Genomic DNA, 19491 nt, shown 5'->3' with positions numbered 1-19491 from the left:
CGCATTGCGTAATATTTCCCTGTTCCTGCGATCCCTGCTGTTCATGATCATCATGATCGTGGCCACCATCGTCTGGGCCTGCGTGTGCTTTTTGCCGCGCCATTGAGCTACAACAAGCGCTATTGGGTCACCTCGCGCTGGAACGTGTTTATCCTGTGGTGTGCCAAGGTTATTTGCGGCATCCGCTATGAAGTCAAGGGCGCCGAGAACTTCCCCGACGCGCCGGCCATCGTGCTGTCGAAGCACCAGTCGGCATGGGAAACCATCTTCTTGCTGCCCAGCCTGCCCCGTCCGCTGGTATATGTGTTCAAGAAGGAGATCCTGTACATTCCCTTCTTCGGCTGGGCCATGGCGCTGCTGCGCATGATCCCCATCGACCGCAAACAGGGCAAGCATGCGTTCAAGAGCGTGGTCGCGCATGGCAAGCGCCGCCTGGCCGACGGCCAATGGATTATCATGTTCCCTGAAGGCACCCGCATTCCCGTGGGCCAGGCGGGCAAGTACAAGAGCGGCGGCACGCGTCTGGCCATCGCCACGGGCGCCGTGGTGGTGCCGATTGCGCACAATTCAGGCGAGTGCTGGCCCAAGCAGTCATTCCTCAAACGCCCGGGGCTGATCACCGTCTCGATAGGCAAACCGATTTCGCCGGAAGGGCAAACCCCGGACAGCATGATGCAACAGGTGGAAAATTGGATAGAATCAGAAATGCGCGTCATTTCGCCTCACGCCTACAACGCTGGCTAGACGGCATCAGCGCGGTCATCCAGGAGCCGACACTGCGCCAGCAGATGAAGACCATCAAGGTCGGCGACCAGCAACTGGATTTGTTCGCGCATGACGTCTCGACCAGCACGCCCCCGGCGGTGCGCTCCACGGCACCGCCAGCGCCGCCCGTGGCGCCACCGGTAGTGGCGCCCGCGCCGCCCATCGTTCGCCCCGCTCCGCCTCCCCTGCCTTCCCCGCCACGCTCCGCCGATGGCCCGCCGCTGCGCCAGCTGCAGCTGGGCAGCCACCTCGTCGAATTCGCCCTGCGCCGCTCCACGCGCCGTTCCATCGGCTTCATGATCGACGATAACGGCTTGCGCGTGACGGCGCCCAAGCGCGTCACCCTGGCCGAAATCGACAACGCCATCCGCGCCAAGCAAGGCTGGATCGTCTCGAAGCTGCTGGAACGGGGCGAGCGCAAGGTGCAGCGCCAGCAGCGCCCGCCCGTGGCATGGGTCGATGGCGCCGTGCTGCCCTACCTCGGTGGCGAGATCACCTTGCGGCTGCACCAGGCGCCGCGCCACCGCGCCAGCTTCCAGCGCGAGACGAATGAACTGCACGTGTGGGTCACGCCCACGGGCAGCGAGCAGCAATTGAAGGAAAAAGTGAAGGGCTGGTTCCAGCACGAGGCGCGCCAGCTGTTCGAGGCGCGCCTGGACCTGTATGCGGACAAGCTGGGCGTGCGCTACGATTCGCTGTCGCTCTCGTCGGCCGGCACGCGCTGGGGCAGCTGCACCATCGAGCGCAAGATCCGCCTGAACTGGCGCCTGATCCACTTCGCCCTGCCGCTGATCGATTACGTCGTGGCGCACGAACTGTCGCACCTGCTGGAAATGAACCACAGCCCCCGCTTCTGGGCCACCGTGGAATCGATCTATCCCGATTACGACGGGGCCAAGCAGGCACTCAGGAAACGCTCGCAGGAGCTGCCGGTGTTGTTCGCGTAAACAATATTGTTGGCCGCGACTGTCGGATTACGCGCCCTGCGCTAATCCGACCTACCTTCATCATGGCAGCAGTCGCGTAGTTCGGATTAGCGCGCTAGCGCGTAATCCGACAACATTATTGGCCGCGCCGCCGTCACCGCAACAGCGGTTGAATCGCCGCGATGGTGCGCGGCGTGGCGCCCCGGTGCTGGCTGGCGAACGCCAGCGCCTTTTGCCCCATCGACGATAACCGCGCGGGATCCTGCAGCAGCGCCGACGCCTGCGCCATCAGCGCGTCGGCGTCCGCCACCAGCGCGGCACCGCCAGCGGCAATCGCCTGCTCGGTCACCAGCGCGAAATTGAAGGTGTGCGGGCCGATCAGCACGGGCTTGCCCAGCGCCGCCGGTTCGATCAGGTTTTGACCGCCCAGCGGCAGCAGGCTGCCGCCGACGAACGCGCAATCGCAGGCCGCGTAATATGCAAACATCTCGCCCATCGAGTCGCCCAGCAGCACCTGCGTGCCCGCCGCAATGGTATCGTCCTGCGCCAGGCCCGACCTGCGCTGCACGGCCAGGCCCTGCGCCGCGATCAGTTTTTCCACCTCGTCGAAGCGCTGCGGATGGCGCGGCACGATCAGCAGCAGCGCATCATCGGGCAAGCTGGCGCGGGTAAAGGCATCGAGGATCAGCGGCTCCTCGCCTTCGCGCGTGCTGGCGCACAGCAGCACGGGACGCGCGCCGATGGCCGCGCGCAGCGCCGCCCCCGTCGCCAGGGCCGCCCCGGGCACGACGACGTCGAACTTGATGCTGCCCGTGACGACCACGTCCCGCACGCCCAGCTGACGCACGCGATCGGCGTCGTCCTGCGTCTGCGCCGCCACCAGACTGATGCCGCGCGCCGCGTCGGCAATGAGCTTGCCAAGGCGCTGCGCCTTGCCCAGCGAACGCTGCGACAAGCGCGCATTAGCCAGCACCACGGGCACTTTGTAGCGATTGCATTGGTGGATCAGATTCGGCCACACTTCCGTCTCCATCAGGATGCAGATGCGCGGCGCAAAGTGGCGGATGAAACGGGCCGGCATGGCACCCGTGTCGTACGGCAGATAGCTTTGCACCAGGCGCGCGCCGTGTTTGGCGAACAGCGACTTGCCCGTGGCGCGCCCCGTCGGCGTCATGTGCGTGAGGACGATGCGGCACGCGGGCCAGGCCGCCAGCAGCGCATCGATCAGCGGCTCGGCCGCGCGCGTCTCGCCGACGGAGACGGCGTGCAGCCAGATGGTGTCCGCAGCAGGTGCCGGCTGGCGGCCGTAAAAGCCCAGGCGTTCGGCCCAGTGCTGGCGGTAGCCGGGTTCCTGGCGGCCGCGCAGCCACAGCCGCGCCAGCACCAGGGCAAGGCCAGCCACCAGGCGAGGGTATAAAGAAGTCGCATGATTGTTTGATGTTAAAGTCAGGCGGGAGGATAGTCGGCCAGCAGGCGCCGCGCCGCGGCCAGCACTTCGGGCACGCCGGGCGGCGCGCCCTTGTCGCCCAGGTTGATGATTTTCGGCGACCAGTTGCCTTCCGTTTTCCACAGCGGCGAATCGGCATAGATTTCCACCGTCGGGCGCACAAAGGCGGCCGCGATATGCGTCAGGCCCGTATCGACGCCGATCACCAGCGCCGCGTGGCGCGCCAGCAGGGTGGCGTCGCCCATCGACAATTTTGGCAGCACGCGGGCGTTCGGCAGGCCGTCCGCCAGCTGTTCGGCTTCCGCCTTTTCCTTGGGCGAGCCCCAGGGCAGCAAAATCGGCATGGGCGCGAGCGCGTGGCCCAGGGCGATCCAGTTTTCCGGCGCCCATTTCTTGGCGTCGCGCGCGGTACCGTGGAAATACACGCAGTAAGGAGCCTCGCCCATCCAGTCCGGGCGCGGTTCGCTGCCGGAGACTTCCGGCAAGCCGAAATCGGCCGGCGTGTCGGCCGTGTAGCCGAGCGCTGCGGCGGCCACCAGGCGGCCGCGCGCTACCGCATGCGTGCGCGGGTCGAGCGGAATGCTTTTGGTGTGGAACAGGCGTGAAATGCCTTCGTAGCCGGAGCCTTCGCTGCCATTGGCCAGGCCGACCTTCTGTCCGCCCGGCGCCAGGCGCGCGGCGCCCATGATGATGCCCGTCTTGAGCAAGCCCTGGGTATCGAACACATAATCGTAGCGCGTCTGGCGCAGGCTGCGGAAGAAGGCGGCGATTTCCGCGCGCGTCTCCTTCTTGCCCAGGCTCTTGCGCCAGCGCCGCAGCGCGAACGGGAAGATGGTATCCACGCGCGGGTTCAGGCGCACCAGACTGGTGTAGCCTTCCTCGACCACCCAGTCGATGGTCGCGTTCGGGAAATGGCGGGCGATGTCCGCCACCATCGGCAGGTTATGCAGCACGTCGCCCAGCGAAGATACCCGCACCAGCAGGATTTTCAAGGGCGCCTGTGCGTCAGATTGACCGGCCATGCTGTCAGAACGGCAGGACAGCGTCTGGCTTGGCGGCCAGGATCACGCTCTTGAACTGTCCCTGGATGCGCGCCAGGGCCGCCGGCGTTTCCGCTTCGAAGCGCATGACGATCACCGGCGTGGTGTTCGATGAACGGGCCAGGCCGAAACCGTCCGCGTATTCCACGCGCAGGCCGTCGATGGTGATGATCTGTTCATTGCCGGGGAAGACGGCGTCGCGGCGCAGCATGTCCATCAGCGCGACGTTCTCGCCCTCCTTCAGTTCCAGGTGCAGTTCCGGCGTGCTGTCGGACTGCGGCAGGGAATTCAACAGGGCCGAAGGATCGGCTTCGCGCGTGAGGATTTCCAGCAGGCGCGCGGCCGAATACAGGCCGTCGTCGAAACCGTACCAGCGGTCCTTGAAGAAGATATGGCCGCTCATTTCGCCGCCCAGCGGCGCACCCGTCTCGCGCAGCTTGGCTTTCACCAGCGAGTGGCCCGTCTTGTACATCAGCGGCACGCCGCCATGCTTGCTGATCCACGGCGCCAGGTGGCGCGTGCATTTCACGTCGTACAGGATCTGCGCGCCCGGATGGCGCGTCAGCACGTCGGCGGCGAACAGCATCATCTGGCGGTCAGGGTAGATGATCTGGCCATCCTTGGTGACCACACCCAGGCGGTCGCCGTCGCCGTCGAAGGCGATGCCGATTTCGGCATCCGTCTCAGCCAGGCAGCGGATCAGGTCCTGCAGGTTTTCCGGATGCGCGGGATCCGGATGGTGATTCGGGAAGTTGCCATCGACTTCGCAGAACAGTTCGATGACTTCGCAGCCCATGCCGCGGAACAGGTCGCCCGCGAACGCGCCGGCCACGCCATTGCCGCAGTCGACGGCGATCTTGATCGGGCGCGCCAGCTTGACGTCGCCCAGGATGCGCTCCAGGTAGGCCGTGCGGATATCATGCGTGGCGTAGCTGCCCGGCTTGGCGCTGGCGCTGCCGTCGTGCGCGACGATGCTGTGGTACAGCGCCTGGATCGCTTCGCCGTGGATGGCCTCGCCGGCCAGCACCATCTTGAAGCCGTTGTAGTCGGGCGGATTATGGCTGCCCGTGACCATGATGCCGGAGCGCGTGTCGAGCACATTCGTGCCGAAATAGACCATCGGCGTGGCCACCACGCCCAGGTCGATCACGTCGACGCCTGCCGCTTGCAAGCCCTGCGCCAGCGCCGCCGTCAATTCCGGTCCCGACAGGCGGCCATCGCGGCCGATCACCACCCGCTGCTCGCCCTTGGCCAGGGCGGCCTGGCCAAATGCCTGACCGATCTTGTGGGCCACGCTGGCATCGAGGGTTTTGGCGATGATGCCGCGAATATCGTAGGCCTTGAAGATCGTTCTGGACAATGGAAGCATGGTGTGGGCGGTATCTAAAAGAAGAAATAAGGGTCTAAATAAGGGGGTAAATAAGGTGCCAGGCAAGGTGCGGCGCGCGGCTGCCGCCTTGCTGCTGCGCCAAGAGATACCGAATTATACGCGCAGCAGATCGATCGACTTGCCCGATTCCACCCACTGCCTGACCCACAGCGGCTGGCGGCCACGGCCTGTCCATTGTTCATTGGTATTGTCAGGATGGCGGTAACGCACCGCGACTTTGCCCGTGCGCGGGTGCAAACCATCGAGTATAAGCTGTTTCAGCGGAATGCCAGCCTGCTGCGCGATGGCCATGATCTGTTCGCGCGCCTTGTTCAGGTCCGCGCGCTCGCGGCTGCTCAATTCCTGCTTGACGTTATCTTCCAGTTTGCGTAATTCCAGCATCGTCATTGTCGACAGATCCATTGGTACATCCTTTATATTAATTTAAATAATAAAATCACGTGGAATATACTACATTGCATAAACCTCCGCGCGCCATTGCATAATCGATCGCCAATTGAATCACGGCCATCGGTTTATTTAGCGGCCCAACATTAAGATTAAATGAAGAATATGCAGCAGGCACGCGTGAAAATTGAATAAACATGAATGAAATGGCATTCCCGCATGCCTGAGCGGCGTGCCGGCGGATAATGACCGATATCTGCCAGCGAGAAGTGCCGCCCAATTAAATTCCCATTCGGCATAACCGGCACCCGCATTTTTCCCCGCCGGCCATGCGCGCATTCAGGCCGCAGCCAGAAATGCCCCCAACGCCAAGGGCAGGCATGCTTATAATGCAGGCGCGTAGTTCACTTCACCCCGGCACATATGAAAACTTACTTTATCGGCGATCTGCAAGGCTGCCATGCACAAACCGTCGAATTGATCGAGCGTATCCAGGCGGCAGCGGACGGCCCGTACCGCCTGCTGTTCGCGGGCGACTTGATCAATCGCGGCCCGGCCTCGCTGGCCACCCTGCGCCACGTACGTGCGCTGGCCCGGCAAGGCCTGGCCGACAGCGTCCTGGGCAACCATGACTTGCACTTGCTGGCCGTGGCCAACGGCATCCGGCCCGAGCACGCGTCCGACACCCTCGCGGAAATCCTCGATGCGCCCGACCGCGAGGAGTTGATCGACTGGCTGCGCCGGCGGCCGCTGGCACTGGAACACGACGGCCATGTGCTCGTGCATGCGGGCTTGCTGCCGCAATGGAGCGCGGCCCAGGCCCTGTCCCTGAGCGGGGAAGTGTCCGCCATGCTGCGCAGCGACGGCTGGGTGGCGTTCCTGCGTACCATGTACGGCAACGAGCCTGCCGCCTGGCGCGACGACCTGCAGGGCGCCGACCGGCTGCGCTGCATCGTCAACGCCATGACGCGGCTGCGCTTTTGCACGCCGGACGGCGTGATGGACTTCAAGATGAAGGAAAGCGGCAGCCCGCCGCCAGGCTCCGGCCTGCTGCCGTGGTTCGACGTGCCGGGCCGGCGCAGCGCGGGCGACACCATCGTCTTCGGCCACTGGTCGGCGCTGGGATTGCAGTTGCGTCCACGCCTGATCGGCCTCGATAGCGGCTGCGTGTGGGGCGGAAAACTGTCGGCCGTGTGCCTGGAAGACCGCTCGCTGCTGCAAGTCGACTGCCCCACGTTCCAGCAGCACGGCGGCAAGCGGTAAGCCGCATCGCGCATATGCTTAGTCGAAATCGGTCGTTTGCCGTGCGGGGCGCCGCCCGTATGATGCAGCTTTTGCCATTGCGATCCCATGCATCCTGATACCGACAAGCTGGCGCGCTGGCTGCTCGGCAGCCTGGAACTCGACACCGCCGTCCTGCACGTGGGCCAGTACTGCGGCCGCTGGCGCGCTTCCACGGCGGGGCGGGAACTGGGCAGCTTCCACCTGGTGCTCGATGGCCACTGCTATTTGCACCTCGACGGCGCGGCGCCGATCGCGCTCGGCCCGCGCGACGGCGTCTTCCTGCTGCGCGACTTGCCGCACTTTCTCAGTCCCCACAGCGATCCGCTGCAGGCGGTGAGCGCGCAAGCCATGCTGCCGCTGCAAACGCCCACGCAGCAGCCGGCGACGGCGCTGGCCTGCGGCTTCTTTCAATTTCGCGGCGCCCTCTCCGCGCTGATCGTCGACTCGTTTCCGCCGTATCTGCTGATACGCGGCGACGCGCCCGCCTTCAGCGCCGCCGCCGCGCTGTTCGACCTGATCCTGGCGGAGGCCGGCGGCGACCCGGAACAGCCGTCGCCGCTCATCGCGCGCCTGGTTGAACTGCTGTTCTTCTACCTGATCCGCCATGTGGCGCAGGGCGAGCAGGTGGCGGCCGGCCTGCTGTCGTTGCTGCACCAGCCCGCATTTTCCCCGCTGCTCGAACGCATGCTCGACGCCCCCGCCGACGACTGGTCGATCGAGAACATGGCCAAGGCGGCCTGCATGTCGCGCGCCAGCTTCTGCAAGCATTTCGCCAGCGCCAGCGGCCACTCGCCGGCCCAGTTCCTGCTCCTGCTGCGCATGAAGATCGCCGCGCGGCGGCTGCACGACGGCGTCTCCGTCGAACGCGCCGCCGAACTGGTGGGCTACCGCTCGCACGCCGCCTTTACGCGTGCCTTCAAGCGGGTCACGGGCGAACAGCCGGGCGCCTACCGGCGCGACCAGAGATTGCGCCAGCTGGCCAGCTGAAATCAAGGATCACACATTCGCAGACGAACGAGCACAAAAGGACGACGCTGACGTCTGTTGCGTGAAGGTCATGGCCGATATAATGCCCGGGTGACTTACTAACTTAGCAAGGTACCCCATGTCCCGTCTGACGCTGCACACTCTCGATACCGCCCCGGCCGACAGCCGTCCCTTCGTGGAAAAGGCCATCGCCAACAATGGCTTCCTGCCCAACCTGATCGGCGTGCTGGCCAATGCCCCGCTGGCCCTGGAAACCTATCTGACCGTCTCCGGCATCAATGCGCGCGCCAGCCTGACGTTAATGGAACGCGAAGTGGTGCAGATCACGGCCGCGCGCATCCATGGCTGCGATTTCTGCATCGCCGGCCATAGCGCCATCTCGCTGAAAAAGCGGGCCAGACACCGGACACGGTGCGCGCCCTGCAGCACGGCCAGCCGACGGGCGATGCGAAGCTCGACGCCGTCGCCGCCTTCACCACGGCCGTCATCGCCGCGCGCGGCGCCGTCAGCGACGCCGAATATCAAGCCTTCCTGGCCGCCGGCTACAACGAACAGCAGGCGCTCGAAGTCGTGCTGGGCATCAGCCTGGCCACCCTGTGCAATTTCTCCAACAGCCTGGCCGGCACGCCCGTCAATCCGCAATTGACGCCCTACCTGCCCGGCGCCGTCTGACATGGCGAACCTCACTCACTGGCTGCACATGCATGCCGACCAGCTCGACCAATCGCCGGAACTGGCTGAAACCGTTTTGCCTGCCCTCGCCGGCGACAAGCTGCTGGCCATCGGCGTGCCGCCGGAACACGGCGGCGCGGGCGGCGACGTGCGCGACGCCATCGAGGCCATCGCCAAGGTGGCCGAGCAATCGGTGACGGCGGCCTTTGTCTTCTGGGGCCAGCGCTGCTTCATCGAATTCCTGCTGCAAAGCGCAAACCGCGCGCTGGCCGAGCGCCGCTTGCCCGGCCTGCTGGCCGGCACGCAGGCAGGAGCCAGCGGTTTGTCGAACGCCATGAAATTCTTGTCCGGCATCGAACAGCTGCAAATCACGGGCGCGCGCCACGATGACGGCTTGCTGGTCGACGGCGGCCTGGCCTGGGTGACCAACCTGCGCAAGGCAGGCTTTGTCGCGGCGGCCGCCGTGGCCCCCGACGACGGCGCGCCGCCCGTCATCGTCGCTTTCGACAGCGGCACGGCGGGCGTCAAGCGCAGCGACGACCTGGACCTGATCGCCCTGCGCGGCAGCAATACGGCTTCCGTCAAGCTGGCGCAGGTGCACATCCCCGCCGCGGACATCATCAGCGACAACGCGCCGGCCTGGCTGCCGCAGGTGCGCCCATCGTTCCTCGGCATGCAGTGCGGCCTGTCGATCGGCCTGGCGCGCGCCAGCCTGGCGCAGGCGGCGCAAATCTCGGCCGGCTCGCGCAACCAGCTCACGCCGCGCATCGAAGCGCTGCAAGCGACCCTCGAAAGCGCCGTCGCTACCCTGCTGGCCGGCGTGCACGATGGCCGCTTCAAGACGCAGGCGCCGGCCATGTTCCGCCTGCGCATACAGCTGGCCGACGTGCTGCAGCAGGCGCTGATGCTGGAACTGCAAGCCATGGGCGGGCGCGCCTACCTGAACGCCGAGCAGCAGGGCTTTGCCCGCCGCTGGCGCGAATCGTCGTTCATCCCCATCGTCACCCCCAGCCTGACGCAGTTGCAATCGGCCTTGCAGCTGTTCGACAGCCAGCAGGCGGCCAAGGCGGGAGTATCGGCATGAGTGTAGCGGATTGGGCCTTGCAGGCGCAGGATCTGGGCTTTTCCTATGCGGGCGCCGCGCCCGTCTTCCAGCACGTCTCGCTGGGCGTGCGCAAGCGCGAGATCGTCTGCCTGCTGGGCGGCAGCGGCTGCGGCAAGTCAAGCCTGCTGCGCGTGCTGGCCGGCTTGCAGCCGCCATCGACGGGCGCCATTCAATTCCTGGACGCGCCCATGCGCGAACCGGATCCGCGCAGCGCCCTCGTCTTCCAGCAGGCGAGCCTTTTGCCCTGGCTGAACGTCACGGGCAACGTGGGCTTCGGCCTGGACTTCAAGCACCAGCCGCAGCTGACGCGCGCGGCGCACCAGGCGCGCGTGGCGCAAGCCATCGAAGCGGTGGGCCTGAAGGGCCGCGAAAAACTGTATCCATCCGCGCTGTCGGGCGGCATGGCGCAGCGCGTGGCGCTGGCCCGCGCGCTGGCGCGCGAACCGGAACTGCTGTTCGCCGACGAACCGTTTTCCGCGCTCGACGCCATCACCCGCGCCGAGATGCAGTCGCTGCTGGTCGACGTGGTGCACCGCTGGCACACGGCCGTGCTGCTGGTCACGCACGATATCGACGAAGCCATCCTCGTCGCCGACCGCATCCTGCTCATGGGCGGCAAGCCGGGCAACATCGTGCGCGAATGGCCCGTCGCCATCGCCCAGCCGCGCATCGGCCACAGCGCCGAGGTGATCGCCCTCAAGATGGACATTCTCGACGCCCTGCAGGCGCTGCAAAAGCAGGACCAGCAGCCGGCCCTCGCCCCACTATAACCAATCGGAACACTTTCATGTCCCTCCCAGAAAATAACAACCCCCTGCATATCTGCGCCGCGTCCGATTGCGACTGCGGCCTGACGCGGCGCGACTTCCTGCGCATGTCGGCCCTGGCCACGGCCAGCGTCGCCTCGCCGCTGCTGTTCGCCGGCGACGCCATGGCCCAGCAAGGCCCGAAAGGCGACGACCAGCCCGTCAAGATCGGCTACCTGCCCATCACCGACGCCACCCCGCTGCTCGTCGCGCACGCGCGCAAGCTGTTCGAGGCGGAAGGCTTGCAGGCGGAAACGCCGCGCCTGTTCCGCAGCTGGGCGCAGATCATCGAAGCCTTCGTGGCAGGCCAGGTCAACGTCATCCACCTGCTGTCGCCGGCCACCCTGTGGGTGCGCTACGGCGCCAAGTTCCCCGCGAAAGTCGTCGCCTGGAACCACGTCAACGGCTCCGCGCTGACGGTGGCCAACGAGATCAACAAGGTCTCCGACCTGGGCGGACGCACGGTCGCCATCCCCTTCTGGTACTCGATCCACAACATCCTGCTGCAGCAAATCCTGTCCTCGAATGGCCTGACGCCCGTCACGCGCGCGCGCAACGCGGCCATCAAGCCGAATGAAGTCAACCTGATCGTGCTGGCGCCGGCCGAAATGGTCTCGGCCCTGGCCAGCAAGTCGATTGCCGGCTACATCGTGGCAGAACCATTCAATGCGGCGGCGGAAAACGCCGGCATCGGCAAGATCCTGCGCTTCTCGGGCGACGTGTGGAAAAATCATGCGTGCTGCGTCACCTTCCTGTCCGAGCGCGACATCAACACGCGTCCGGAATGGGCGCAAAAGGTCACCAACGCCATCGTCAAGGCGCAGCTGTGGACGCGCACGAACCAGGTCGACACGGCCAAGCTGCTGTCGAACGTGGGAGAGCACCGCTACACGCCGCATCCGCTGCAGGTGCTGACCAAGGTGCTGGCCACCACCGATTACGCCGGCTATGAAAAGCAGGGCCTGATCGTGCACAAGAACTGGCAGCAGCGCCGCATCGACTTCCAGCCGTATCCGTTTGCCTCGTACACGGAAGAACTGGTGCGCGCCATCGGCCGCACCAAGGTCGAAGGCGATACGCGCTTCCTGGCCAATCTCGATCCGAAGTTCGCCGCGCGCGATCTGGTCGATGACCGCTTCGTGCGCAAGGCCATCACGGCAGTCGGCGGCCCGGCCGCCTTCGGCTTGCCGGCCAACCTGCTGCGCAGCGAAACCGTGGCGGTCTGACGATGGCAAGCAAGTTGTTGACGAAGTTCGGCCTGCCCCTGGTGGGGCTGGCCTGTGCCTTACTATTGTGGTCCGTGGGCGTGACGGCGCTGGAGAAATCCACGCCGATCGCCACCGCCTTTGCGCCCTTGCCCACGGCGCTGGCGTTCAAGGAGATGCTGGGCGGTTCGGATATCTGGCTGCACGTGGTATTGAGCCTGCAAAGGGTGGCCGTTGGCCTGGGACTGGCGATCGTCATCGGCGTGCCGCTGGGCGTGCTGGTGGCCATGTCGAAAAGCTTTTCCGGCGCGGCCATGCCGCTGTTCCAGCTGCTGCGCATGATTTCGCCGCTGTCCTGGATGCCGATCGCCGTGATGGTGCTGGGGGTGGGCGACGCGCCCGTATACTTCCTGCTGGCGTTTGCGGCCGTCTGGTCCATCCTGCTCAATACGGCGGCCGGCGTGGCGCGGCTCGATCCGAACTGGCTGCTGCTGGCGCGCAGCCTGTCGGCCACGCGCAGCGAAATCGTCTTCAAGGTGATTTTGCCGGGCATCACGGCCGATATCCTGACGGGCGTGCGCCTGGCCATCGGAATCATCTGGATCGTGCTGGTGCCGGCGGAAATGCTGGGCGTGTCGGCCGGCCTCGGCTACTTCATCCTCGACACGCGCGACCGCCTCGCGTATTCGGAACTGATGGCCGCCATCGTGCTGATCGGGATGTTAGGTTTTATCCTCGACTACCTGGCCCGCGCCGCGCATGCGCGCTGGCTGCACGTCAAGAACTAGGCCGCCTTTTCCAGCGGCAGCGCAGCGGCCACCGCCGCCTGCGTTGCCGCCGCCAGTTCGCGGCGGTGCGCGTCGGCCGTCGCCACTGGCGCCAGGCAGGTCAGGCGCGCCGTGATCGGCGGGCCGCTCAGGATCGCCACCATGCTTTGCGCAAAGCTCATGTCGCCGATGAAGTCGACGGCGTGGTGCAGCGCCCCCTTGTCATCCACATACACGAGCGCGAACGGCTGCACCGGCACCTGCGCATCGATGGCCGCCTCGAACAGGTTGGCGTGAAACGGCAGGATCTGCCCTTGCGCGGCGGTCGTGCCTTCGGGGAAAAACGCAATGCGTTCGCCCGCCGTCAATTTATCCACCAGACCCTGGAAGATCAGACGCAGGTCGCGCTTGCTGCCGCGCGAAATGAAGATGGTGCCGGCGCGCCCCGCCAGCCAGCCCAGGATCGGCCAGGCGCGGATTTCCGCCTTGGCGACGAAACGGCAGGGGTGGACGGCATTGATGACGAAGATGTCGAGCCACGAGACGTGGTTCGCCACCACCATCGCATGGTCGAGTGCCGGCACGCTGTCTGCCGGCTGCGCCACGTGCACGCCGCAGATGTCGAGCAGCTGCGTCGACCAGCGGCGGATGCGCCGGTTGCGCCCTTCCAGGTCCAGCCAGGGAAAGAGCACGGCGCTCTTGGCCATGCCGCAGCTCAGGTGAATGGCGATGCGCGCGAGGCGGTAGGTAAGCAGAAGTTTCAAATGACACCAAGGTTGGAAGCAAAGCCATGCAGCCGCGTAGGTCGGCTTGGCAGCGCCCGCGAGGCGCTGCGTAAGCCGACAGGAGCCGCCATGGGCTTGTCGGATTACGCGTACCGCTAATCCGACCTACGGCTCCGACACAAAAAATTTAACGCTGAAACGCCACGCGTCCGGCCACGATGGTCGCCTTGACGATGCCGCTCAGCTCATAGCCGAGGAAAGGCGTGTGCTTGCCCTGGCTGGCCAGCGAGGCCGACGACACGGTCCAGCGCGCGGCGGGATCGAAGACGCAGATGTCGGCCGCTTCGCCCACGGCCAGGCTGCCGGCCGGGATGCCGGCGACACGGGCCGCGTCGGACGTGACCTTGGCCACGGCGCGCGCAAGCGGACGCTCGCCCGCTTGCGGCTGCGCCAGCGCGTAGTCGTCCGCCCATTTCAGGGCCAAGGACAGCAGCAGTTCCAGGCCCGTGGCGCCGGGCGACGCTTCGCCGAACGGCAGCAGTTTTTCATCGTCGTCGACGGGCGTGTGGTCCGAGCACATGGCGTCGACCGTGCCGTCGAGCAGGCCAGCGCGGATCGCGTCACGGTCGCGCTGGCTGCGGAACGGCGGCGTGACGCGCGCGTTCGGATCGAAGAAGCCGATGTCGGCGTCCGTCAGGTGCACGTGGTGCACGCCCACGTCGCAAGTGACGGGCAAGCCTTCGGCCTTGGCGGCGCGGATCAGTTCCAGGCCCGCCGCCGACGAGATGCGGCACAGGTGCACGCGCGCGCGGCTGGCGCGCATCAATTCAAAGATCGTGTGCAGCGCGATGGTCTCGGACATCACGGGCACGCCGGACAAGCCCAGGCGCGACGCCAGCGGGCCGCTGTGGGCGATGCCGCCACGGCCGATGTGCGGGTCTTGCGGGCGCAGCCAGACGGTGTAGCCGAAGGTGTTCGCATACTGCATCGCGCGCAGCAGCACGGTGGTGTCCTCGATCGGCTCTTCCGCCTGCGCGAAGCCGATGCAGCCCGCTTCCGTCAGTTCCGCCATTTCCGTCAGCGACTGGCCCTTCAAGCCCATGGTCAGCGCGCCCAGCGGGTGCACGTGGGCCTTGTTCTGCGTCTTGGCGCGGTATTTCAGCATTTCCACCAGGCCCGGCTCATCGAGCACGGGATCGGTGTCGGGCGGACACACCAGGCTCGTGACGCCGCCTTGCAGCGCCGCCTGCAGTTCCGATTCCAGGGTCGCCTTGTATTCGTAGCCCGGCTCGCGCAGGCGCGCGGACAGGTCGACCAGGCCGGGGGTGACCACCAGGCCGGCCGCGTCAAAGGTGGTGTCGGCCTTGAAGCCGGCCGGGGCGCTGCCCACGGCCAGCACCTTGCCGTCGGCGATAAACAGGTCTTGCAAGCCATCGATGCCGTTGGCAGGGTCGATCAGGTGGCCGTTCTTGATATGTAGTGTCGTCATGCTCGCTTACTCGTCCTTGGGCTATCAGCCCTGATTACCAGCCAAAATACTCATCACCGCCATGCGCACGGCGATACCGAACGTCACCTGCGGCAGGATCACCGCCTGCGGACCGTCGGCCACGGCCGAATCGATTTCCACGCCGCGGTTCATCGGGCCCGGATGCATGACGATGGCGTCCGGTTTCGCCAGCGCCAGGCGCTCGGGCGTGAGGCCATAGCTCTTGAAGTATTCCTGCGCCGACGGCAGCAGCGCGCCGCTCATGCGTTCATTCTGCAGGCGCAGCATGATGATCACGTCCACGCCCTTGAGGCCTTCATCCATGTTGGTGAAGGTGCGCACGCCCATCTGTTCCAGGCCGCCCGGCAGCAGGGTGTGCGGGCCGATGGCGCGCACTTCCGGCACGCCCAGGGTGGTCAGCGCATGGATGTCGGAACGCGCCACGCGGCTGTGCAAAATGTCGCCCACGATGGCCACCGTCAGGTTGGTGAAATCCTTCTTGTAGTGGCGGATCGTGTACATGTCGAGCAAGCCCTGGGTCGGGTGCGCGTGGCGACCGTCGCCCGCGTTGACCACGTGGACGTGCGGCTGTTTGGTGTCGATCAGGTGCTTGGCGATCAGATAGGGCGCGCCCGACTGCGCGTGGCGCACGACGAACATGTCGGCATGCATGGCCGACAGGTTGTCGATGGTGTCGAGCAGCGATTCGCCCTTGCTGGCCGACGAGGCCTGGATATTCAGGTTGATGACGTCGGCCGACAAACGCTTCGAGGCGATTTCGAAGGTGGTGCGGGTGCGCGTGGAGTTTTCAAAGAACAGGTTGAAAACGCTCTTGCCGCGCATCAGCGGCACCTTCTTCACGTCGCGGTCGGAGATGCCGACGAACGAGGAAGCGGTATCGAGAATGTGGTTGACGATAGACTTCGGCAAGCCTTCGATCGTCAGCAGATGTTGCAGTTCGCCGTGTTTATTCAGTTGCGGATTAAGCATGGTGGGTATCTATGGTGAGCGTGAATTTTCCATCGTCGGCTTGCTTCAGGACCAGGGCCTGGCCCGGCGGCACGGCTGTGAAAGCGGCCACGAAATCGGCGGCCACCGGCAACTGGCGTTCGCCGCGGTCGACCAGGGCCGCCAGCATGATCTTGGCCGGGCGGCCATAATCGAACAATTCGTTGATGGCCGCGCGCGTGGTGCGGCCCGTGTACAGCACGTCGTCGACCAGCAGGATGGTGGCGCCGGCCACGTCAAAGCTGATCTGCGTCGGCTTGACGTCCGCATGCAGACCCTTCTGGGCGAAGTCGTCGCGGTAGAAGGACACGTCGAGCACGCCCAGGCGGTCAAGCAGGTTCAGGTCGCGCGCCAGGCGCTCGGCCAGCCAGGCGCCGCCCGAATGGATGCCGACGATGGCCACGTTGGGGATGCCCGCCAGGCCGCTCTGCACCTGTTGCAGCAAGACCCCGTACAGGGCCTCGGCGTCGAGTTGGGAAGGATTCGTAGGATGCGGCATAGAGTTCTTGATCATTCAGGGAGGAAGTCTAGGGTCAGATTAATAATTCGCGTCGAAATACTGTTGCAGGATGATGGCGGCGGCGCGGTCGTCGATGACTTCGCCGCGCCTGGCGGCGATGACGGCCGAGGAGTAACGTTCGTCGACCAGTTCCACCGGCAGGTTGAAGCGGCCATGCACCTGGTTGGCGAAACGGCGGCAGCGCGCGCTCATCTCGTGCTCCGTGCCGTCCGGGTGGCTGGGCAAGCCCACCACGATGCGGCTGGCGCCCCACTCCCTGATCAGGCTATCGATGGCGGCAAACTTCGGCTCGTTCGCCGTGGCCGTGATCACGCTGAGCGGCTTGGCCTGGCAAATCATGGTATTGCCGATGGCCACGCCGATGCGTTTCAAGCCGAAATCGAAGGCGAGGATGGTGTCGATGGCGTCACCGCTCATGCGTGGCCAGCCTCGCTGGCCAGCATCAGGGGATCGATGCCCAGCAGCTTGATGGCCGCCACGTAGCGCTTTTCGATGGGGAAATCGAACAGGATGTCGGCCGAGGCGCCCACCGTCAGCCAGCCGTTGCGGCCGATCTCGTCTTCCAGCTGGCCCGGGCTCCAGCCCGAGTAGCCGATCGAGACGAGCATGCGCTCGGGACCATCGCCCTTGGCGACGGCTTCGAGCACGTCGATCGAGGTGGTAAAGGCCACTTCATCGGTCACCGTCAGCGACGAGGAATAGCGCGCGCCCGGCGTATGCAGCACGAAGCCGCGGTCGTCCTGCACCGGGCCGCCGAACATGATCGGCTCGTTGATGATGGGCGTGTCGCTGCCGGCCGCCAGTTTCAGGTCGATGCGGTCGAACAGCACTTCCATGGTCATGTCGGTGGGCTTGTTGATGACGACGCCCAGCACGCCGTTTTCATTGTGTTCGCACACGTACACGACCGTGCCGCCGAAGATCGGGTCTTGCATGGCCGGCATCGCAATCAGGAAATGGTTGGCCAGATTCAAGGTGGAGGAACCGGTCGCGGCCGGTTCTCCCACACCCTGCATCAGGCGATGTCCTGGTAGAGTCTGGTCGATTTTACTCTTTTTCATACGCGATGCTCTCTCTGTGGGCTTGCTGGCAAGTCTCGCTTACCCCGCTATCGTACGCCTGGCGCCAGCGGCCGCACATCCTGGGCGGCGCGCACCGTGTTGCCAGGCGCTATTCTTGTTATGTTGTAAATTAATGGTCAATTCGCTATGCCTGCAGACGCATGTCAATGCCAATTGTAAAATTGATTGCAAAATCGCTGTCGCACATAAAGCACCATGAACATACCCGGTAGTTTACACTGAATTGCCGCCGCAGCGACGCCAAAGGCACGACGCGAGCGGCCATAAAGCCCTGTTGGCGGCAAAAAATCGCCTATCTTTGACCCTGAACACGCGAAATAATGAGAATCAAGACTTCCCTGGTGTGGTTCCGGCGCGATCTGCGCGCGTTTGACCATGCTGCACTGCATCACGCCCTGCGCCAGAGCCAGGCCGTGCATTGCGTCTTCGTCTACGACACCGCCATCCTGGCAACGCTGCCGCGCCGCGACCGGCGGGTCGACTTCATCCATGCCAGCGTGGCCGAGCTGGCCCATGAGCTGCGCCAGCTGGGCGGCGACCTGATCGTGCTGCACGCGGACGCGGCCGAGGCCATCCCGCGCCTGGCCGCCGAATTGAACGCCGACGCCGTCTTTGCCAACCACGACTACGAACCGCAAGCGATCGCCCGCGACGCCACCGTGGCCGCCGCGCTCACGCGCGACGCGCGCCTGTGGTTCAGCTTCAAGGACCAGGTCATCTTTGAGAAGGACGAGGTACTGACGCTGTCGGCCAAACCGTACACCGTCTACACGCCGTACAAGAATGCCTGGCTGAAGAAAATGCGCGCCGAACCCGGCTGCCTGACGCCGTTCGCTATCGAACCGCATGCGGCCAGCCTGGCGCCGCCGCGCAATGGCACGCCGGCGCCCCTGCCCACCTTGGGCGAGCTGGGGTTTGAAGCGAGCAACCTGGCCGCACTGGCCATTCCCACCGGCATGTCGGGCGCCAGCACGCTGTTCGAGGATTTTGCCGCGCGTGGCCCGCTATGACGTGGCGCGCGATTTTCCCGCCCTGAAGGGGCCGTCCTACCTGTCCATGCATCTGCGCTTCGGCACCGTGTCACTGCGCTATCTGGTGCGCACCGTGGTCGACCTGATGGACCGGGGCGGCGGCGGCGATGGCGCGCCCGTGTGGCTGGCCGAACTGATCTGGCGCGATTTCTACGCCATGATTTTGTACCAGAACCCGCACGTGGAAGGCGGCGCCTTCAAACCGGCCTACGACGCCATCGCCTGGGAGACGGGCCCCGACGCCGATGCCGCCTTTGCCGCCTGGTGCGAGGGCCGCACCGGCTATCCGCTGGTCGACGCGGCCATGGCGCAGCTGAACCAGACGGGCTATATGCACAACCGTCTGCGCATGGTCACGGCCTGCTTTCTGATCAAGGATCTGGGCATCGACTGGCGCCGCGGCGAAGCGTATTTCGCGCTGCACCTGAACGACTTCGACCTGGCGTCGAACAACGGCGGCTGGCAGTGGGCGTCCTCGTCCGGCTGCGACGCCCAGCCCTACTTCCGCATCTTCAATCCCATCACGCAGTCGGAAAAATTCGACGCGGGCGGGCGCTTCATCCGCCGCTACCTGCCGCAGCTGAAGGCGCTGGGCGACAAGGAAATCCACGCGCCCTGGCTGGTGCCGCGCATGCTGCTCGAGCAAAAGAACATCGTGCTGGGACGCGATTATCCGGAACCCATCGTGCAGCACGATGAGGCGCGCAAGGAGACCCTGGAGCGCTATGCGGTGGTGAAGGTGGCGGGGTAAGCAGGTAATTGATTGGCATTGCGGTGATGTCGGGTTACGCGCTGCGCGCTAACCCGACCTACCCGACATGCGCCATCGTGCAAGAGCGTAGGTCGGATTAGCGG

At 65.3% G+C, this 19491-nt stretch carries 16 protein-coding genes and 4 pseudogenes; 10 read left to right on the top strand and 10 right to left on the bottom strand.

The genetic code is table 11. The annotated features are described in order from the left end of the window. Positions 1–43 precede the first annotated feature (43 nt). Positions 44–744: pseudogene (locus tag ACRHIG_RS07700) on the top strand (lysophospholipid acyltransferase family protein). Between the two features lie 44 nt (positions 745–788). Next, positions 789–1712 (top strand): M48 family metallopeptidase, encoded by a 924-nt coding sequence (locus ACRHIG_RS07695; RefSeq protein WP_489629820.1) that lies wholly within the window; start codon positions 789–791, stop codon positions 1710–1712. Between the two features lie 133 nt (positions 1713–1845). Here the strand turns inward: ACRHIG_RS07695 and waaA are convergent. The 4 genes and pseudogenes from waaA to ACRHIG_RS07675 form a co-directional block, all read right to left on the bottom strand. Next, positions 1846–3119: pseudogene (waaA, locus tag ACRHIG_RS07690) on the bottom strand (lipid IV(A) 3-deoxy-D-manno-octulosonic acid transferase). Positions 3120–3137: 18 nt separating this feature from the next. Then, on the bottom strand, positions 3138–4160 hold the full coding sequence (gene waaC / locus ACRHIG_RS07685) for a lipopolysaccharide heptosyltransferase I (protein ID WP_489629819.1): 1023 nt from the start codon (positions 4158–4160) through the stop codon (positions 3138–3140). Positions 4161–4164: 4 nt separating this feature from the next. Further along, a complete protein-coding gene (locus tag ACRHIG_RS07680) occupies positions 4165–5547 on the bottom strand; it encodes a phosphomannomutase/phosphoglucomutase (protein ID WP_475416128.1) in 1383 nt (460 codons plus the stop codon). Between the two features lie 114 nt (positions 5548–5661). Further along, positions 5662–5970 (bottom strand): H-NS histone family protein, encoded by a 309-nt coding sequence (locus ACRHIG_RS07675; protein WP_489629818.1) that lies wholly within the window; start codon positions 5968–5970, stop codon positions 5662–5664. Positions 5971–6378: 408 nt separating this feature from the next. On the opposite strand from ACRHIG_RS07675, the gene ACRHIG_RS07670 reads away from it, so the two are divergent. From ACRHIG_RS07670 to ACRHIG_RS07640, 7 genes and pseudogenes are all read left to right on the top strand, one after another. Then, positions 6379–7218: a symmetrical bis(5'-nucleosyl)-tetraphosphatase gene (locus ACRHIG_RS07670; RefSeq protein ID WP_475416126.1), complete on the top strand. Its 840-nt coding sequence runs from the start codon at positions 6379–6381 to the stop codon at positions 7216–7218. 87 nt (positions 7219–7305) lie between these two features. After that, a complete protein-coding gene (locus ACRHIG_RS07665; protein ID WP_475416125.1) occupies positions 7306–8226 on the top strand; it encodes an AraC family transcriptional regulator in 921 nt (306 codons plus the stop codon). A gap of 118 nt (positions 8227–8344) precedes the next feature. Then, positions 8345–8898: pseudogene (locus tag ACRHIG_RS07660) on the top strand (carboxymuconolactone decarboxylase family protein). Position 8899: 1 nt separating this feature from the next. Continuing rightward, on the top strand, positions 8900–9982 hold the full coding sequence (locus ACRHIG_RS07655; protein ID WP_489629817.1) for an acyl-CoA dehydrogenase family protein: 1083 nt from the start codon (positions 8900–8902) through the stop codon (positions 9980–9982). Beyond that, a complete protein-coding gene (locus tag ACRHIG_RS07650) occupies positions 9979–10773 on the top strand; it encodes an ABC transporter ATP-binding protein (RefSeq protein WP_489629816.1) in 795 nt (264 codons plus the stop codon). Before ACRHIG_RS07655 ends, ACRHIG_RS07650 begins: the two co-directional genes overlap by 4 nt. Positions 10774–10790: 17 nt before the next feature. After that, positions 10791–12035, top strand: coding sequence for an ABC transporter substrate-binding protein (locus ACRHIG_RS07645; RefSeq protein WP_489629815.1), 1245 nt, complete (start codon positions 10791–10793; stop codon positions 12033–12035). A gap of 2 nt (positions 12036–12037) precedes the next feature. Continuing rightward, complete coding sequence (locus tag ACRHIG_RS07640; RefSeq protein ID WP_489629814.1) at positions 12038–12802, top strand: ABC transporter permease; 765 nt, start codon at positions 12038–12040, stop codon at positions 12800–12802. Here the strand turns inward: ACRHIG_RS07640 and ACRHIG_RS07635 are convergent. From ACRHIG_RS07635 to ACRHIG_RS07610, 6 genes are all read right to left on the bottom strand, one after another. Continuing rightward, positions 12799–13545 (bottom strand): lysophospholipid acyltransferase family protein, encoded by a 747-nt coding sequence (locus ACRHIG_RS07635; protein ID WP_489629813.1) that lies wholly within the window; start codon positions 13543–13545, stop codon positions 12799–12801. The genes ACRHIG_RS07640 and ACRHIG_RS07635 overlap by 4 nt on opposite strands. A gap of 148 nt (positions 13546–13693) precedes the next feature. Beyond that, positions 13694–14995 carry a dihydroorotase gene (locus ACRHIG_RS07630; RefSeq protein WP_489629812.1) on the bottom strand — a complete coding sequence of 434 codons (1302 nt, stop codon included), beginning with the start codon at positions 14993–14995 and terminating at the stop codon, positions 13694–13696. A gap of 24 nt (positions 14996–15019) precedes the next feature. After that, positions 15020–15985: an aspartate carbamoyltransferase catalytic subunit gene (locus tag ACRHIG_RS07625; RefSeq protein WP_034746695.1), complete on the bottom strand. Its 966-nt coding sequence runs from the start codon at positions 15983–15985 to the stop codon at positions 15020–15022. After that, the gene (gene pyrR / locus ACRHIG_RS07620; RefSeq protein ID WP_034746692.1) at positions 15978–16502 is read right to left on the bottom strand and encodes a bifunctional pyr operon transcriptional regulator/uracil phosphoribosyltransferase PyrR; all 525 of its coding nucleotides are present in this window, start codon (positions 16500–16502) and stop codon (positions 15978–15980) included. The genes ACRHIG_RS07625 and pyrR overlap by 8 nt, the downstream gene beginning before the upstream one ends. A gap of 39 nt (positions 16503–16541) precedes the next feature. Continuing rightward, positions 16542–16925, bottom strand: coding sequence for a Holliday junction resolvase RuvX (gene ruvX, locus ACRHIG_RS07615; RefSeq protein WP_077409280.1), 384 nt, complete (start codon positions 16923–16925; stop codon positions 16542–16544). Between the two features lie 11 nt (positions 16926–16936). Beyond that, entirely contained in the window at positions 16937–17539 is a 603-nt protein-coding gene (locus ACRHIG_RS07610) for a YqgE/AlgH family protein (protein WP_489630766.1), read from the bottom strand. 386 nt (positions 17540–17925) lie between these two features. On the opposite strand from ACRHIG_RS07610, the pseudogene ACRHIG_RS07605 reads away from it, so the two are divergent. Beyond that, positions 17926–19387: pseudogene (locus ACRHIG_RS07605) on the top strand (cryptochrome/photolyase family protein). Positions 19388–19491: the final 104 nt, after the last annotated feature.

Source organism: Janthinobacterium sp. C22 (genome assembly GCF_057919405.1).
Note: the sequence above shows the minus strand (reverse complement) of the source record. Positions and strands in the feature narration are given on the sequence as shown.

Bases quoted from the DNA above. Each gene is read 5' to 3' on its own strand.
- ACRHIG_RS07670 (WP_475416126.1), top strand. From the start codon at position 6,379: ATGAAAACTTACTTTATCGGCGATCTGCAAGGCTGCCATGCACAAACC.
- ACRHIG_RS07610 (WP_489630766.1), bottom strand. From the start codon at position 17,539: ATGCAGGGTGTGGGAGAACCGGCCGCGACCGGTTCCTCCACCTTGAAT.
- ACRHIG_RS07645 (WP_489629815.1), top strand. From the start codon at position 10,791: ATGTCCCTCCCAGAAAATAACAACCCCCTGCATATCTGCGCCGCGTCC.
- ACRHIG_RS07655 (WP_489629817.1), top strand. From the start codon at position 8,900: ATGGCGAACCTCACTCACTGGCTGCACATGCATGCCGACCAGCTCGAC.
- ACRHIG_RS07680 (WP_475416128.1), bottom strand. From the start codon at position 5,547: ATGCTTCCATTGTCCAGAACGATCTTCAAGGCCTACGATATTCGCGGC.
- ACRHIG_RS07665 (WP_475416125.1), top strand. From the start codon at position 7,306: ATGCATCCTGATACCGACAAGCTGGCGCGCTGGCTGCTCGGCAGCCTG.
- ACRHIG_RS07650 (WP_489629816.1), top strand. From the start codon at position 9,979: ATGAGTGTAGCGGATTGGGCCTTGCAGGCGCAGGATCTGGGCTTTTCC.
- ACRHIG_RS07630 (WP_489629812.1), bottom strand. From the start codon at position 14,995: ATGACGACACTACATATCAAGAACGGCCACCTGATCGACCCTGCCAAC.
- ACRHIG_RS07695 (WP_489629820.1), top strand. From the start codon at position 789: ATGAAGACCATCAAGGTCGGCGACCAGCAACTGGATTTGTTCGCGCAT.
- ACRHIG_RS07625 (WP_034746695.1), bottom strand. From the start codon at position 15,985: ATGCTTAATCCGCAACTGAATAAACACGGCGAACTGCAACATCTGCTG.
- pyrR (WP_034746692.1), bottom strand. From the start codon at position 16,502: ATGCCGCATCCTACGAATCCTTCCCAACTCGACGCCGAGGCCCTGTAC.
- ACRHIG_RS07675 (WP_489629818.1), bottom strand. From the start codon at position 5,970: ATGGATCTGTCGACAATGACGATGCTGGAATTACGCAAACTGGAAGAT.
- waaC (WP_489629819.1), bottom strand. From the start codon at position 4,160: ATGGCCGGTCAATCTGACGCACAGGCGCCCTTGAAAATCCTGCTGGTG.
- ACRHIG_RS07640 (WP_489629814.1), top strand. From the start codon at position 12,038: ATGGCAAGCAAGTTGTTGACGAAGTTCGGCCTGCCCCTGGTGGGGCTG.